16 protein-coding genes are annotated in these 14,416 nt (G+C 68.7%); 9 read left to right on the forward strand and 7 right to left on the reverse strand.

What is annotated here, in order from left to right; all coding sequences use genetic code 11:
* The first annotated feature begins 63 nt into the window (after positions 1–63).
* Complete coding sequence (locus tag ACTWQA_RS09435; RefSeq protein WP_443158884.1) at positions 64–2,952, forward strand: glycosyltransferase; 2,889 nt, start codon at positions 64–66, stop codon at positions 2,950–2,952.
* A complete protein-coding gene (locus ACTWQA_RS09440; RefSeq protein WP_443158885.1) occupies positions 2,949–4,259 on the forward strand; it encodes a DUF5719 family protein in 1,311 nt (436 codons plus the stop codon). The genes ACTWQA_RS09435 and ACTWQA_RS09440 overlap by 4 nt, the downstream gene beginning before the upstream one ends.
* Before the next feature lie 44 nt (positions 4,260–4,303).
* On the opposite strand, the gene ACTWQA_RS09445 is transcribed toward ACTWQA_RS09440, so the two are convergent.
* The 6 genes from ACTWQA_RS09445 to ACTWQA_RS09470 all read right to left on the reverse strand — a co-directional run bounded on the left by ACTWQA_RS09445 (position 4,304) and on the right by ACTWQA_RS09470 (position 7,997).
* Positions 4,304–5,101, reverse strand: coding sequence for an ABC transporter permease (locus ACTWQA_RS09445; protein WP_443158886.1), 798 nt, complete (start codon positions 5,099–5,101; stop codon positions 4,304–4,306).
* Positions 5,094–5,849, reverse strand: coding sequence for an ABC transporter permease (locus ACTWQA_RS09450; RefSeq protein ID WP_443158887.1), 756 nt, complete (start codon positions 5,847–5,849; stop codon positions 5,094–5,096). The genes ACTWQA_RS09445 and ACTWQA_RS09450 overlap by 8 nt, the downstream gene beginning before the upstream one ends.
* Complete coding sequence (locus tag ACTWQA_RS09455; protein ID WP_443158888.1) at positions 5,846–6,784, reverse strand: ABC transporter ATP-binding protein; 939 nt, start codon at positions 6,782–6,784, stop codon at positions 5,846–5,848. Before ACTWQA_RS09455 ends, ACTWQA_RS09450 begins: the two co-directional genes overlap by 4 nt.
* 120 nt (positions 6,785–6,904) lie before the next feature.
* Positions 6,905–6,985, reverse strand: a complete 81-nt coding sequence (locus ACTWQA_RS09460) for a hypothetical protein (RefSeq protein WP_443159023.1) — start codon at positions 6,983–6,985, stop codon at positions 6,905–6,907.
* 224 nt (positions 6,986–7,209) lie between these two features.
* Entirely contained in the window at positions 7,210–7,371 is a 162-nt protein-coding gene (locus ACTWQA_RS09465; protein WP_443158889.1) for a VOC family protein, read from the reverse strand.
* Positions 7,372–7,556: 185 nt separating this feature from the next.
* The gene (locus ACTWQA_RS09470; RefSeq protein WP_442942024.1) at positions 7,557–7,997 is read right to left on the reverse strand and encodes a metallopeptidase family protein; all 441 of its coding nucleotides are present in this window, start codon (positions 7,995–7,997) and stop codon (positions 7,557–7,559) included.
* A 307-nt stretch (positions 7,998–8,304) separates the two neighbouring features.
* On the opposite strand from ACTWQA_RS09470, the gene ACTWQA_RS09475 reads away from it, so the two are divergent.
* From ACTWQA_RS09475 to ACTWQA_RS09500, 6 genes are all read left to right on the forward strand, one after another.
* On the forward strand, positions 8,305–8,670 hold the full coding sequence (locus tag ACTWQA_RS09475; protein WP_443158890.1) for a DUF3499 domain-containing protein: 366 nt from the start codon (positions 8,305–8,307) through the stop codon (positions 8,668–8,670).
* Complete coding sequence (locus ACTWQA_RS09480) at positions 8,585–9,499, forward strand: HAD-IIB family hydrolase (protein WP_443158891.1); 915 nt, start codon at positions 8,585–8,587, stop codon at positions 9,497–9,499. Before ACTWQA_RS09475 ends, ACTWQA_RS09480 begins: the two co-directional genes overlap by 86 nt.
* 99 nt (positions 9,500–9,598) lie before the next feature.
* Positions 9,599–9,931, forward strand: a complete 333-nt coding sequence (locus ACTWQA_RS09485) for an inositol monophosphatase family protein (protein ID WP_443158892.1) — start codon at positions 9,599–9,601, stop codon at positions 9,929–9,931.
* 150 nt (positions 9,932–10,081) lie between these two features.
* Entirely contained in the window at positions 10,082–10,249 is a 168-nt protein-coding gene (locus tag ACTWQA_RS09490) for a Trm112 family protein (RefSeq protein WP_127939884.1), read from the forward strand.
* Positions 10,246–11,352 carry an SIS domain-containing protein gene (locus tag ACTWQA_RS09495; protein WP_443158893.1) on the forward strand — a complete coding sequence of 369 codons (1,107 nt, stop codon included), beginning with the start codon at positions 10,246–10,248 and terminating at the stop codon, positions 11,350–11,352. Before ACTWQA_RS09490 ends, ACTWQA_RS09495 begins: the two co-directional genes overlap by 4 nt.
* Before the next feature lie 49 nt (positions 11,353–11,401).
* The gene (locus tag ACTWQA_RS09500; RefSeq protein WP_443158894.1) at positions 11,402–12,340 is read left to right on the forward strand and encodes a cation diffusion facilitator family transporter; all 939 of its coding nucleotides are present in this window, start codon (positions 11,402–11,404) and stop codon (positions 12,338–12,340) included.
* A 32-nt stretch (positions 12,341–12,372) separates the two neighbouring features.
* Here the strand turns inward: ACTWQA_RS09500 and ACTWQA_RS09505 are convergent, their stop codons facing one another.
* Positions 12,373–12,702, reverse strand: coding sequence for a MerR family transcriptional regulator (locus ACTWQA_RS09505; RefSeq protein ID WP_305919305.1), 330 nt, complete (start codon positions 12,700–12,702; stop codon positions 12,373–12,375).
* 103 nt (positions 12,703–12,805) lie between these two features.
* Between ACTWQA_RS09505 and ahcY the strand changes: the two genes are divergently transcribed.
* A complete protein-coding gene (gene ahcY, locus ACTWQA_RS09510) occupies positions 12,806–14,233 on the forward strand; it encodes an adenosylhomocysteinase (protein WP_443158895.1) in 1,428 nt (475 codons plus the stop codon).
* The last annotated feature ends 183 nt before the right edge of the window (positions 14,234–14,416 follow it).

Genomic DNA, 14,416 nt, shown 5'->3' on the forward strand with positions numbered 1-14,416 from the left:
CTTTGACCCGATTTCGCCTGTAGGGTGGGCGCGCCTGATCATCCCCCCAGGAGTGACCCGCCCATGTCCCGCCCGTACGTCACTGTGATCGTCGTCGCCCACGACGGCGCGCGCTGGCTCGGAGAGACGCTGCGCGTGCTGGCCGGCCAGAGCCGCAGACCCGATCGCGTAGCCGGCGTCGACAACGGCAGCAGGGACGGCTCGGCCGACCTGCTCGCCCAGACGCTCGGCAGCGGCAACGTCATTTCCCTGCCGCGCTCGACCGCCTTCGCCGAGTCCGTCGCCGAGGCGCTCGAGAGGCTGCCCTCGCGCGGGCCCGACGAGTGGATCTGGCTGCTCCACGACGACTGCGCCCCCGACAGGCGTGCGCTGGAAGCCCTGCTCACCGCCGCCGGCCACGATCCCAAGGCGGCCGTGCTCGGACCGAAGCTGCGTGACTGGCTCGACCGGAGACGCCTGCTCGAAATCGGCGTGACGGTGGGGCGTACCGGGCGCAGGGACACGGGGCTGGAGCCGCGCGAGTTCGACCAGGGCCAGCACGATGGCACGCGCGACGTGCTGTCGGTGTCGACGGCCGGGATGCTGATCCGCCGCGAGGTGTGGGAGGAAGCCGGCGGGCTGGACCCGTTCTTCCCGCTGTTCCGCGACGACCTCGACCTGTGCTGGCGGGTGCGCAACGCCGGGCACAAGGTCCTGATCGTGACCTCGGCCGTGGCCTGGCATGCCGAGGCGGCGGCCCGCAGGCGACGGCGCATCACGGTCAGCGGCGACCACCCGCGCCGGCTCGACAGGCGAAACGCGATCTTCGTGGTCATGGCGAACCTGCCCTTTCGCGCCATGGTGTGGGCACTGCTGCGGAACGTGCTCGGCTCGGCCTTCCGCACGCTGTTGTTCCTCGTCAGCAAACAGCCCGCGAACGCGCTGGACGAGATGGTGGCCATGGGGTCGATCCTGGTGCACCCGTTCCGGCTGCTCAGGGCGCGGCGCGCCCGCCGCCACGGCCGCAAGCAGGGATATGTCCGCATCAAGCGGTTGATGACGCCTCCGGGTGCGGCCTACCAGCGGCTGATCGACATGGCGCAGAGCTTCCTCGCAGGCGAGGCCCCTGTCGACTCGGCCGGCCGCCACCACCACGTGTCCGCGGAGGAGGACGAGGTGCTCCCGCCGCCGGACACCGGCGCGGTCAAACGGTTCCTGGCCCGCCCAGGCGTCGTCCTCATGCTCGCGCTGACCGCGATCTCGCTGGTCGCCGAGCGGTCGCTGCTCGGCGGCGACCGGCTCGGCGGGGGCGCGCTGGTGCCCGTGATCGGCGGAGCCGGCGACCTCTGGGCGTTCTACACCGAAGGATTCCACGACATCGGGCTCGGCTCGGACGCCTGGGCGCCGCCGTACGTCGCGGTCGTGGCCGCTGTGTCCACGCTCGCGTTCGGCAAGACGTGGCTGGCCGTGTCGGTGCTGCTGCTCGGCTCGGTGCCGCTGGCGGGCGCCACCACGTACCTGGCCACGCGGCACTTCATCCCCTCGGTGCCCGCGCGGGCGTGGGCGGCGGGGACGTACGCGCTGCTGCCCGTCGCGACCGGCGCGATCGCGGCGGGACGGCTGGGCACGGCGGTGGTGTTCGTGCTGCTGCCGGTCTACGCCTCGCTCGGCACGACCCTCCTGTCCGCCGAACGCCGTCCTGCCCGCCGCGCCGCCTGGGCGCTCGGGCTGCTGCTGGGGGTGGGGACGGCGTTCGTGCCGCTGGTGTACCCGATGGTGGCGGTGATGGGCGGACTGTCCTTGGCGGCGGGACGACGGCGCGGTGCGACGCGGCGGAGCCGTACGGGCCGGCGGGCCGGCGCCGGCGGCGTGGGCCGGGATGGCCGCGCACCTGGCCTGGGGCGGCGGGATGGTGTCGCGGTGTCCATGGCCATCGCGCTGCTCGTCCCGGTGGCGCTGCTGTTCCCGTGGCTCGCGACGCTGGTGAGCGACCCAGGAAGGCTCCTGCTGGAGGCCGGGCTGCACGATCCCGCGCTGGTGGACGCCGCACCGGCCCCCGAGTCGTTGCTGGCGTTGGCCCCTGGGGGGCCGGGGCTGCCGCCGTTCTGGGTGACGGCGGGGCTGCTGGCGACGGCGCTGTCCGCGCTGCTCTTGCGCCGCCGGCGCATGATCGTCGCCGTCGGCTGGGGCGTCGCCCTGTACGGGATGCTCGCCGCGATCCTGGTCACCCGGTTCTCTGTCGAGGGCACACGGGTGTGGCCTGGGGTACCGCTGGCGTTCGCGGGGATGGGGCTGGTCGTCCTCGTGGGCCTGACCGCGCACCGCCTGGCCGGGCTGCGCGCCGGCGGCGGCCTGCGGCGGCTGGGGGCGACGGTGATGGTGGGCGTGGCATTCAGCACGCCGCTGCTGGCCGCCGGCTACTGGGTGGCCACCGGGGTCCGCGGTCCGCTCGCCGGGGACGCGCCCGACGTGCTGCCTGCCCTGGCCGCCTCCAAGACCGTCCAGGGGGGACGCACATTGGTGATCAAGGGGTCGGAGTTCACCGTGCTGCACGGGCGTACCCCGCTGCTCGGCGAAGCGGAGCTGCCCGTCGCGTCCGAGGCCCGCACCCGCGTGGCCACCGCCGCCCAAGGGCTGGCCGGCGGGCGCGGCGGCGACGCGGCCACGCTGGCGCAGCACGGCATCGCGATGGTCGCCGTGGCGCCGCCGGTCGCGCCGCAGCTGACCAGGACGCTCGACTCCCAGCCTGCGCTGCAGCGCATGAGCCTGTCGGAGGCCGGCGGCCTGTGGCGCGTCGTCGAACCGGTCACCCGCGTGCCGGCGCAGCCCGAGAGCGCCCTGCACAAGCCGTGGTTGTGGACGCAGGCAGCGATGGTGCTGGTGTTCGCCGTGCTGGCCGCGCCGGGGCGGCGTGAGAGTCAGCAGGAGGCTGTGGAGCCTGCGCCCGGTGCGGTCCTGGTGGGGGCATCATGAAGTCCCTGGTCGAGAACAGATTCGGCCTGCTGGCGCTGGTGGTCGTGGCGTTGGCGGCCCTGTACGGCGTCGCGTACGTCACCAGACCGGCCGCCCCCGCCGCCCCGGGGCAGGTTGCACCCCGGAAGGTGGCGGTTGAGTCGGTCACCGCCGTGTGTCCCGGCACGAAGAGGGAGAAGGTCGGCGTGTACCTGCCCGGCGGCCTGTCCCACGAGACGATGGCGGACGGCAAGCCGTACGTGACGAAGGGCCCCGCCGCGCTGGAGGCCGGCTACACCACCCGCGCCACCCGGGGCGCCGCACGCGGCCTGGCCGGCGTACGCTGCACCGAGCCCGCCCCCGTGACCTGGCTGCTCGGCCCCGGACCGGCGAACGGGGGCGTGATCCTGCACCTCACGAACGCGGACAAGGCGCCGGCGCTGGCCGACGTACAGGTCCACGCGGCCGAGGGCCCGGTCTCCGGCGACAAGGGGATCGGCCTGGAGATCGCGCCCGGCGAGCACCGCGAAATCGACATGAGGACGCTCGCCCCATCGGCCGACATCATGGCCGTGAGCGTCACCACCGTCTTCGGCCGCGTCGCCGTCGCCGCCCGCACCACGCTCGAGACCGGAGGCGTCGACTGGCTCCCGGCCGCCGCACCACCCGCGACGCGCGTCGTCGTCCCCGGGATCCCGGGCGGCGGCGGCCGCCGCGAGCTCCTCGTCGCCGCCCCCGGCGAGACCGACGCGCTCGTGCGGGTGAGGGCGGTGAGCGAGGACGCCGAGTACGCGATGCGGGGCCGCGAGACGGTGGACGTACCGGCGGGAAGCGTCGTCTCGGTGGACGTGACCACCGGCGTGGGCGGCTCCTCGGCGGCCCTCGTCCTCACCTCGGAGACCCCGATCGTGGCCGGCCTGGTGATGACCGGCACCGGCGGCCGCTCGGACATCGCCTTCACCGCCGGCACACCTTCCCTGGACCTGGGCAGCGCGGTGGCCCGCAACGGCACCGGCTCCCGCCTGATCCTCACAGCACTGGGCGGACAGCCCGGCAAGGTACGGGTACAGGTCGTGCCGGGGAAGGGAGAGGCGGAGCCACCGTTCGACGTGGAGGTGCCGGCGGCGCGGACGCGAAACGTCCCGCTGAAGGCGAAGGGCGACTTCGCGGTCGTCGTCACACCCGTTTCTGGGGAGGTGTACGGCGGGAGAGTGGTGGAGGAGCGCCTCAAGACCGGCCTGCTGATCACGGCCCAGCCCCTGGCGCCGGCCCGCATGTGGACCTTGCTCCCTCCTCTCACCGACACGCCTCACGTGGTCCAGCCGTAGCTCTTCGGCGCCGATGACCCTGCCTCCAGCGCTCTTCGCCGAGGTCAGTGGCCGACGCTCTGGTAGTGGTCGAGCTGACGCCGCCAGATGAGGTAGGCCAGCGCGACCAGGACCACGCCCAGCAGCGGGGCCGCCAGGGCCCAGGGATTGTCGAGCTTGCCCAGCACGACGCCCGAGGGCACATACGCCACGAAGGCGACCGGCAACACGAAGGTGAGCAGCCACTCGACCGTGCTACCGAAGATCTTCATCGGGTACGAGCCGAACTTGCTGAAGATGTCGTCGACGAAGACACGCAGGGCGAATGTGTCGATCATGCGCAGCGACAGCGAGCAGAGGGCGACGAAGAAGGCGGCCTCGATGAGGGCGCCGCCAATGATCGCCACGAAGCAGAAGGCGATCAGCCAGGCGTTCCACTGGACATGTGCGTTCTGGCCGGCGACGGCGAGCAGTGTGACGCCCACGAGCAGGTCGCCGAACTGGCTGATGCCCATTCGGTTGCCCATGAGCTGGACGAGGGGATTGAGCGGACGGAGGAGGAAGCGGTCGAACTCCCCGTTGCGTACCACCGAGTGGATGTCGTTCACGCTGATCAGGGGGATCATCGCCAGGGCGTGGGCGGTCAGGCGCAGGCCGTACAGGAAGGCGATCTCCGCAAGTCCCCAGCCCGCCAGCGATGGGAAGGTGTGCATCACCACCCAGATGAAGGCGAACCCGGTGCCCTGCCAGATGGCGCCGCTGATGATGCCGATCACGGTGTTGAGGCGATATTGCATGGCGCCGCGGGCCGAGGCGCGCTGGAGGAGCACGTACAGGCGTAGGGCGCGGAGGACTTCAGCCACCCTGGATCACCACCCTTCGATGGGCGCGGGACCAGGTCAGGACGAGCACGGCCCACAGCCCTGTGATCCAGGCGAGCTCAACCACAACAGGACCTGCGATATCGGAAATGTGCCCGACGTAGACCGCCGCGGGCACGTACCCCATGTACTTGAAAGGCAGGATCTCGGCCACCTCGCCCAGGACGCCGGGGAAGAAGGCGAGCGGCACCATCGTCCCGGCGAAGAACTGGCTGACGAGCCGGTAGAGCAGCGAGATGGCGCCGATCTCCATGGTCCAGAAGCCGATCAGACTGATCAGCAGCGCCAACTGCACGGCGATCACGTACCCGAGCACGAGTGTGAGCACATAGCCCGGACCGTTGACCGGCACGGTGATCGAGCCCACCAGCAGGACCACCGGGATGACCGGCGCGAGCATCAGCAGCCCGCCCAGGGTGTTCCCGATCTGGAAGGCGGCCATCTGCCGCAGGTAGCCGATCGGCCGGGCCAGGTCGAAGAAGACCATGCCGGTACGGATGCGGTGGTGGATCGTGCTGGAGACGATGGTGTGGGTGGCGAAGGCCTGCAAGTTGGCCAAGGTCAGGTAAGCCAGCAGCGCCTCCAGCGTGAGGCCGGCGGCTGCGGGGCGCGAGCCGTACACCGACGTCCAGATCATGCGCAACAGGAACACCTGGGCGACGAGTGCCACACAGGTCATGATGATGTTGCTGCGGTAGGCCAGGGCCAGGCGGAAGCCGATGCGGGTCATCGGGTGTAGATCCCCTTGATCACGCTCTCCAGGTCAGGCTCCACGATCGACATGTCGCGGATGGTCTGCTCGGCGGCGATCGAGGCGATCAGGCCTGGCAGGTCGTCGTGGATGTCGAAGACGTAGCGGCCGTCGGCGTCCCGGGACACGCCGCGTACCTGCTCCGGCTCGGACTCCAGCAGGACCACCAGCCGCCTGGGCTGGTTCACCAGCGCGTCGATGGTGCCGTCGAAGAGCACCCGGCCGTGGTCGATGAGGATGATCCGCTTGCACAGCGCCTCGACGTCGGCCAGATCATGCGTGGTCAGGATGACGGTGGTCCGCCCGACGCGGTTGGTCTCGACGATGAAGTCGCGGACCGCCTCCTTGGCCAGCACGTCCAGCCCGACGGTCGGTTCGTCGAGATAGAGGAGCGGAGGTTCGTACAGCACGGCCGCCGCCAGGTCGCCGCGCATCCGCTGGCCGAGGCTGAGCTGGCGGACCGGAGTGTCGAGGAAGTCGTCCAGCCCCAGCAGGTCGCGCAGCTTCTTCAGCGACGTCTCGAAGCGCGGAGCGGGAACGTCATAGAGCGAGCCCACCAGGCGTAACGACTCGATCAGTGGCAGGTCCCACCACAGTTGGCTGCGCTGGCCGAAGACGACGCCGACGTGGCGCGCGTTGGCCGAGCGGTCACGCCACGGCACCAGGCCGTTGACCTCCACGGTGCCCTTCGTCGGCGTGAGGATCCCGGTGAGGATCTTGATGGTGGTGGACTTGCCGGCGCCGTTGGGCCCCAGGTAGCCGATGACCTCGCCCTCTTCGATCTCGAAGCTGACATCGTCGACGGCTGTGGTCTCCTCATGCTGGCGGGTGACGAGCGTGCGAAAAGCTCCGAAGGGTCCGGCGAAGGTGCGTGGCCGGCGGAAGACCTTGGTTAACCCATCGACCCGGATCATGCAGAAATCTTTTCTCTGCCGTACCCGCGCTGCAAGTTGTTTTCATGGCTATCCGGGCCACCGGCATCACCGTCCCGGCCGTTTGAACGAGCACCGGGGAACGACCTCGTGCGGAGACCGCTACTTGATCCGTTCCTCCAGATGAACGGTTACGGTATCGCCGACTTCATTCCCGAGGAGCTTGCGGAGATCGTTCTTCACGGGCAGCTTGTGCGTGCCGAGCCCGGCATCACGACGTACGTCCAGCCCCCCTGGCTCGGGCTCTTCAGCAGTGTCGCGGTGAACTCCTTGTCGAGATTGCTCGCCATGGCGAAGCCCCTTTCGCTATTCGACGATCACGAGACCGTTGCCGTCCGGGTCGCGGAAGGTGAACATCGGCGGGACGCCTTCCCAGAGCAGCAGCTCGCCCACGTCGACCCCGCGCTTCACAAGCTCATCCACCGCCCGCCAAGCTGCTCGATCGGGGCGTCCAGGAGCTTTTCCAGACCCAGGGTGCTCACGTAGAACTCGACGGCGCGGTCCTGGTCGGTGACGGGGATGGCTACAGTCCTGATGCCGGTGACCGCGGTGCTGACTCGCTCGCCCATGCCGGGCCTGCTGTCTTTCGGCTCGCAGGGTTTGACTTGTTGAGCCGGCAGAACTCATCGCTGTGTCTGTGAAGCGATCTACGCTTGTTGCGCTGAGCCAGGAATTGGGCATGTGAGCAGTACAAGCCGTTGATCGAGGGACTGAGGTGGTGTCATCGAGTCTGCGGATGCCCTTCGACGCCCGTTCAGCGGCGGTCGTCGTATCCGGGGTCGACGGTTTCGGGAGAGAGGCCGAGCAGGACGGCCACTTGTTCCACCACCGTGTCGTGAACCATGGCGCCCAGCATGTCGCGGTCCCTTGCCCGGGCCTCCAAAGGTCGCCTGTAGACCACCACCGATGCCGGGCTCTGGCCGGTGGCCGCGTCGGCGCGGCCGAACGGGATCGGGTCCGAGGTCAGGCGCGGGCCGTCGTCCAGCTCGCTCAGCGGCGGCACTTCCTCCACGGCGAACTCCACGGCCGACAGTTGCCGCTCCCAGCGGGGGCGAAGGCGGTCGACGGCGTCGAGGACGAGGTCGTCGAAGCGTTCGCTGCGGGACTTGGCCATGGGAACGTGGGAGGGGGCGAGCGGGCCGCGGAGGCCGCGACCGTGGCGATCGCGCCGTCTGGGACCGCGCTTCGGAGTCACAGGGGCAAGTCTAAGGGGAGGCCGCTCCCGTTCTCAGGGTGGCGGCGCCGTTTCGGTGGGTGATCGTCATCTGATCGTTGCGCCGGGCAGTGGGGCCGCGTGGTGCTGCTCGTGTGAGGGTGACCGTTAAGTGATCCTTTTGTGGGGGACAATTGCGGTGGTCTCGGGATACGGCCAGGTTGTGGGCGGTGGTGTCATCGGGGCATGTAGGTGGAAAGGCTGCGACAGGTGTCCGAATTGTGGCGACACGCTCGTTAAGAGCGCTCAGGTAGTGGCGCCTCGCACGCTTACCAGATACGGTCCCTCCGTGAGCCCCGTCCGCCGCTGTTCCCGCACCGCTTGCAGCCAGCCTGCCGTCTTCACGCTCACGTACGTATACGCCGACTCGACCGCGGTTCTCGGCCCCCTGGCGACGTACGCGGAGCCACACTGTTACGACCTGTGCGCCGAACACGCCGAGCGGCTGACCGCTCCCCGCGGTTGGGAGGTGGTGCGGCTGCCGACGGACGGCGCCTCGCCCAGCTCCGACGATCTCGAGGCGCTGGCCAACGCGGTCAGGGAGGCCGCCAGGCCGGCACGGGCTGGTGGTGAGCCTGTCGGCGACGCCGTCGAGGTCGGACGACGCGGCCATCTTCGGATCCTGCGCTCGGCCAATCCGAACCGGGATCGATGAAGCGCGTCGCCTGCCTGCGCCGGTAGAGTCGAGTCACGTTCCCGCGGTCGATTTCGTAGGAGTTCCGATTAACCGCCAATTCTCCCTGCTCGCTTTCGATCTGGATGACACCTTGGCGGTGTCCAAGTCCCAGATTGATGATCGAATGGCGGAGCTCCTGGCCCGTCTGCTCGATGTGGTGGATGTCTGCGTTATCTCCGGCGGCCAGTTCAGCCAGTTTCAGAACCAGGTGCTGAGGCATCTGCCGGTCGGCGACCGGCAACGCGCCAGGCTGCATCTCATGCCGACGTGCGGGACGCGCTACTACCGTTGGGAGAAGGCCGAGTGGCGCCTCGTCTATGCCGAAGACTTCAGTGACGCCGAGAAGGCTGAGATCATCCAGGTGCTCACCCAGAGCGCCAAGGAGCTCGATCTGTGGGCTGATGATCCCTGGGGGGAGATCATCGAGGACCGAGGCAGTCAGATCACCTTCTCTGCCCTGGGCCAGCAGGCCCCGCCCAGCTCGAAATATGCCTGGGATCCCGACGGCTCCAAGCGCCGCAGATTGTGCGCGCATGTCGCGGAACGCCTGCCTGGTCTCGAGGTTCGCAGTGGCGGCTCGACGTCGGTCGACATCACGCGAAAGGGTGTCGACAAGGCGTATGGCATCGGCCGTTTGCTCGAAGCCACTGGCCTCGGAATTGATGACGTGCTGTTTGTCGGTGATCGTCTCGACGAGGGCGGCAATGACTATCCCGTCAAGGCGATGGGCGTGGAGTGCATCGCGGTAGAGGGCTGGGAGCAGACGGCGGAATTCGTCGAGAGCTTCCTCGGCATCGAGGCTCGATGAACCAGCGAAGGTAGGTTACATAGATCGCACCGTGGGCCCACAGGGCTCTCGAGGGGCGGCACGAGCAATTTCGCGGCCGGACTGCCGCACTACGGGATCATGGTCGGGTTGTTGGAGGACGCGACGCCCATCACCGGTGGCGGCGTCGCCGGTCGAATGCTCTGTTACGGCATTGACGCGGATCCGGCGCACCCCCAGGTCGCGCGGGCCGAGTGTGCCCTTCTCGCCGAAATCCTGCTGGCCGGGCCGTACAGGCTCCGGGGCAGCAACTCCGCGTTCGACATCGCGATGGTGGCGAGAGGGCGCTACGGTGCGTTCTTGAACCGGACCTCCAAGATCTGGGACAATGTCGCGCCGCAGATCATCGTGGAGGAGGCGGGGGCCGTTGGACGGCGTTCGACGGATCGCCGATCGACTATTCCAGCGCCGTGACGCAGGCCGAGCGCAACTTCACGCACTGTGGTGCGAGTCAAGCGGTGTTCCACCACATACAGACCATCATTCGTCGGACTCGATCCGCCTGACCGGTGACACCGTGATGTTACGGTCGAGCTAACGAGTGAAAGCGAGATTGGTGAAAGAGTGAAGATCGACGACTGGCTGCTGGAGATCCTGGCCTGTCCGGCGTGCAAGGCGCCCTTGCGTGCCGACAGCGAGGCCGAGGAGCTGGCCTGCACGGGCTGCGGCCTGATCTATCCGGTCCGGGATGACATCCCCGTCCTGCTCGTCGACGAGGCCAGGAAACCGTGACCTGGGAGCCCGGCCGGCTCGACGACCAGGCTCACCTCAGTGAAGGCGACCCTGGCGGGATGTTGCCCGCGGTCGCCTCATCCGCGGCTCACATACGCACCGGCCACCGTGTGGCCGTCGAGGCCCGCCTCGACCGGCTGGCCGCCCACGGGCGGCCGCGCGCCATCGTGGTCGCGGGCATGGGCGGTTCCGGCCTCGCGGGCGACATCCTGGCGGCGGTGGCCGGCAACGGCGTGCCGTTGCCCATCGTGACCTTGCGTTCCTATCAGCTCCCCGGCTGGGTCGGCGCCACCGACCTGGTCATCGCCGTCTCCGGCTCGGGCGACACCGAGGAGACGCTGTCCGTCGCCACCCAGGCCGTGCGGCGCGGCTCGACGCTGCTCGGCGTCGGACCCTCGGGTTCCCCGTTGGAGGCCATCGCCGTGCAGGGATCGGCCTTCTACGTGGCGGTCCCGGTCGACGGGCAGTCCAGGGCGAACGTCTGGCTCCTGACCATCCCCCTGATCGTGGCCGCCGCCGAGCTGCGGCTCGTGCCGGCGGAGGCGGACCTGTTCGAGCGGGTGGCCAAAGCTCTGGAGGACATGGCGCACCGGTGCCGGCCGTCCAGCGAGTCGTTCATCAACCCCGGCAAATCGCTCGCCATGGACCTGGCCGAGAGCGTCCCGATGATCTGGGGGTCGTCGCCGGTGGCGGCCGTGGCCGCGTACCGGCTGGCCTGCCAGCTCAACACGAACGCGAAATATCCCGCTGTTTACGGAGAGCTGCCCGAGGCCGGCCACAACCAGGTGGCCGCCCTCGACGGGCCGATGGCCGAGCACGACATCTTCGCCGACACCGCCGGACTCACGCTCCGGCTCGTCGTCATGCGTGACGTCGAAGAGCACCCCCAGGTGACGCGGCGGCGCGAGGCGGTGCTGCGGCTGGCGCGCGAACGCGACGTCAGGGTCACCGAGCTCACGGCCGAGGGGGTGCATCCGCTGGAGCGGATCGCCTCGCTGATCGCCCTGGGCGACTACGCCAGCACGTACCTGGCGCTGGGATATGGCGTGGATCCGACCCCTGTGTCAGCGATCACTGAGCTGAAGGCCAGAATTTCGCAATAGGATCCTTTTCCAGGCCTTAATACGTGATCTTTATGAGTGGAGAAGTGCCGTGAGCGCGAGCGGCGGAACCAAAGCGATCGTTGCGGCATTGGCCGCGAACCTGGCCATCGCCGTGTCCAAGTTTGTGGCCGCGGCATTCACCGGGTCCTCGTCCATGCTGGCGGAGGGCATCCACTCCGTCGCCGACTCGGGCAACCAGGTGTTGCTGCTGATCGGCGGTAAGCGGGCGCAGCGGGCCAGCACCAGGGAGCACCCGTTCGGCTACGGGCGTGAGCGCTACTTCTACGCCTTCGTGGTGGCCGTCGTGCTGTTCACGATCGGCGCGGCGTTCTCGCTCTACGAGGGCTACCAGAAGATCACCCATCCGCATGAGCTCTCCTCGCCGATCTGGGCGTTCGCCGTGCTGATCTTCGCGATCGGCGCGGAGACAATCTCGTTCCGCACGGCGATCAAGGAGTCGAACGCCGTGCGCGGCCAGCAGTCGTGGTGGGCGTTCATCCGCCGGTCCAAGTCGCCCGAGCTGCCGGTCATCCTGCTGGAGGACTTGGGCGCGTTGTTCGGCCTGGTCTTCGCGTTGTTCGGTGTGACGATGGCCGTCGTCACGGGCGACCCCGTCTGGGACGCCATCGGCACCCTGATGATCGGCGTGCTGCTCGCCGTCATCGCGATCGTGCTGGCCATCGAGACCAAGTCGCTGCTGGTCGGTGAGGGCGCCTCGCCCGAGATCGAGGACCAGATCCGCCACGCGCTGGAGAGCGCGCCCGAGGTGGACAGGATCATCCACATGCGGACGCTGCACCTCGGGCCGGAGGAGCTCCTCGTGGGCGCCAAGATCGCCGTGTCGCACGACGAGACGGCCTCGGAGGTGGCGCGCGGCATCGACGAGGCCGAGCGCCGCATCCGCGAGGCGGTGCCGATCGCCCGGGTCATCTACCTGGAGCCGGACCTGGACCGCGAGCGCGCCACGGCCGCCGAGACGACCTCATGACGTTCACGGCCGCCGAGACGACCTCATGACGTTCACCGCCTGAGGAGCCGCAGGGCCTTCTCCTTCTCGAAGTCGAGGGCCCTGCGGGGCACCTGGATGCGGCCGATCCGCACCCCCAGGTCGCGTACGGCGGCCGCCACCGTCGGCTCGCTCAGCACCCGCAGTGCGAACGCCAGCTCGGCCGGCGACACGTCGAACCGCTTCTCCAGCTCCACCCCCTGAGCCACGGCGGCCAGCTCATCGGGGCCGAACCGCCGGTGCGCCCCCTGCTCCCGCACCGGCGGCAGCAGCCCGAGAGACTCCCGGTATCGAAGCATTCGTGGGGACATGCCGAGCCGCTTGGCTGCTTCCGTGATGCGCATTCTTACATTCTTACGTCAGTTTCAGCGTGCTGGGAATGCGATCCCGGTCATGCGGGGCCTAGACTCGTCCCCGAGAATCACCGTCAGCGCGAGGGGACACCCGATGGACTTCAAGGTCGCCGACCTTTCACTTGCCGAGTTCGGCCGCAAGGAGATCCGGCTCGCCGAGCACGAGATGCCCGGCCTCATGTCGGTCCGCAAGGAATACGCGGCCTCACAGCCCCTTCGCGGTGCGAAGATCATGGGCTCCCTGCACATGACGATCCAGACGGCCGTCCTCATCGAGACGCTGGTGGCGCTGGGCGCCGAGGTCCGCTGGGTCAGCTGCAACATCTTCTCCACGCAGGACCACGCCGCCGCCGCGGTAGTCGTCGGACCCAACGGCACCATGGACAACCCGCAGGGTGTGCCGGTGTTCGCCTGGAAGGGCGAGACGCTGGAGGAATACTGGTGGTGCACCGAGCAGGCGCTCACCTGGCCCAACGGTGACGCCCCCAACATGATCCTGGACGACGGCGGCGACGCCACGCTCCTCGTGCACAAGGGCGCCGAATACGAGAAGGCCGGCGCCGTGCCGCCCGCCACCGCCGACGACCCGGAGGAGTGGCACGTCATCATCGACCTGCTCACCCGCACGGTCGGTTCGGACAAGAGGTGGACCCGGATCGCCGAGAGCATCAAGGGCGTCACCGAGGAGACCACGACCGGCGTGCACCGGCTCTACGAGATGCACAAGAACGGCCAGCTGCTGTTCCCGGCGATCAACGTCAACGACTCGGTCACCAAGTCCAAGTTCGACAACAAGTACGGCTGCCGCCACTCCGTCATCGACGGCCTGAACCGGGCGACCGACGTGCTGATCGGCGGCAAGGTGGCCGTGGTCTGCGGCTACGGCGACGTCGGCAAGGGCTGCGCCGACGCGCTGCGCGGCCAGGGCGCCCGGGTCATCGTCACCGAGATCGACCCCATCTGCGCGCTCCAGGCGGCCATGGACGGTTTCCAGGTGACGACGCTGGACGAGGTCGTCGGCATCGCCGACATCTTCGTCACCGCCACCGGCAACTTCAACATCATCACCGCCGAGCACATGGCGAAGATGAAGCACCAGGCGATCGTGTCCAACATCGGCCACTTCGACAACGAGATCGACATGGCGGGCCTCGCCAAGCTGCCCGGCATCGTCAGGAACACCATCAAGCCGCAGGTCGACGAGTGGGTCTTCGCCGACGGGCACTCGATCATCGTGCTCGCCGAGGGCCGGCTGATGAACCTCGGCTGCGCGACCGGGCACCCGAGCTTCGTCATGTCCAACTCGTTCACCAACCAGGTGATTGCGCAGATCGAGCTGTTCACGAAGACCTCCGAATACCCGATCGGGGTCTACACGCTGCCGAAGCACCTTGATGAGAAGGTCGCCCGCCTGCACCTCGACGCCCTCGGCGTCAAGCTCACCGAGCTCACGAAGGAGCAAGCCTCCTACATCGGCGTCCACGTCGAGGGCCCCTACAAGTCCGACCACTACCGCTACTGAGTCTTCTTCTCTCGGAGAAGATTCAGGAGCTCCGGGAGGGGTTCTCTTCTTCCGGAGCTCCTTTGGAGCTCCACAACCGGGAGGGGTTCTCTTCTCGTGGAGCTCCTTTGGAGCTCCAACCACCTTCTTTTACGGTCGCCCAAGGTCACCGCACGCGCCGCACCCGGTTCCCGTCTGTCATGG

The sequence above is a fragment of the Nonomuraea sp. 10N515B genome (genome assembly GCF_052245915.1).
Lineage (GTDB): Bacteria > Actinomycetota > Actinomycetes > Streptosporangiales > Streptosporangiaceae > Nonomuraea.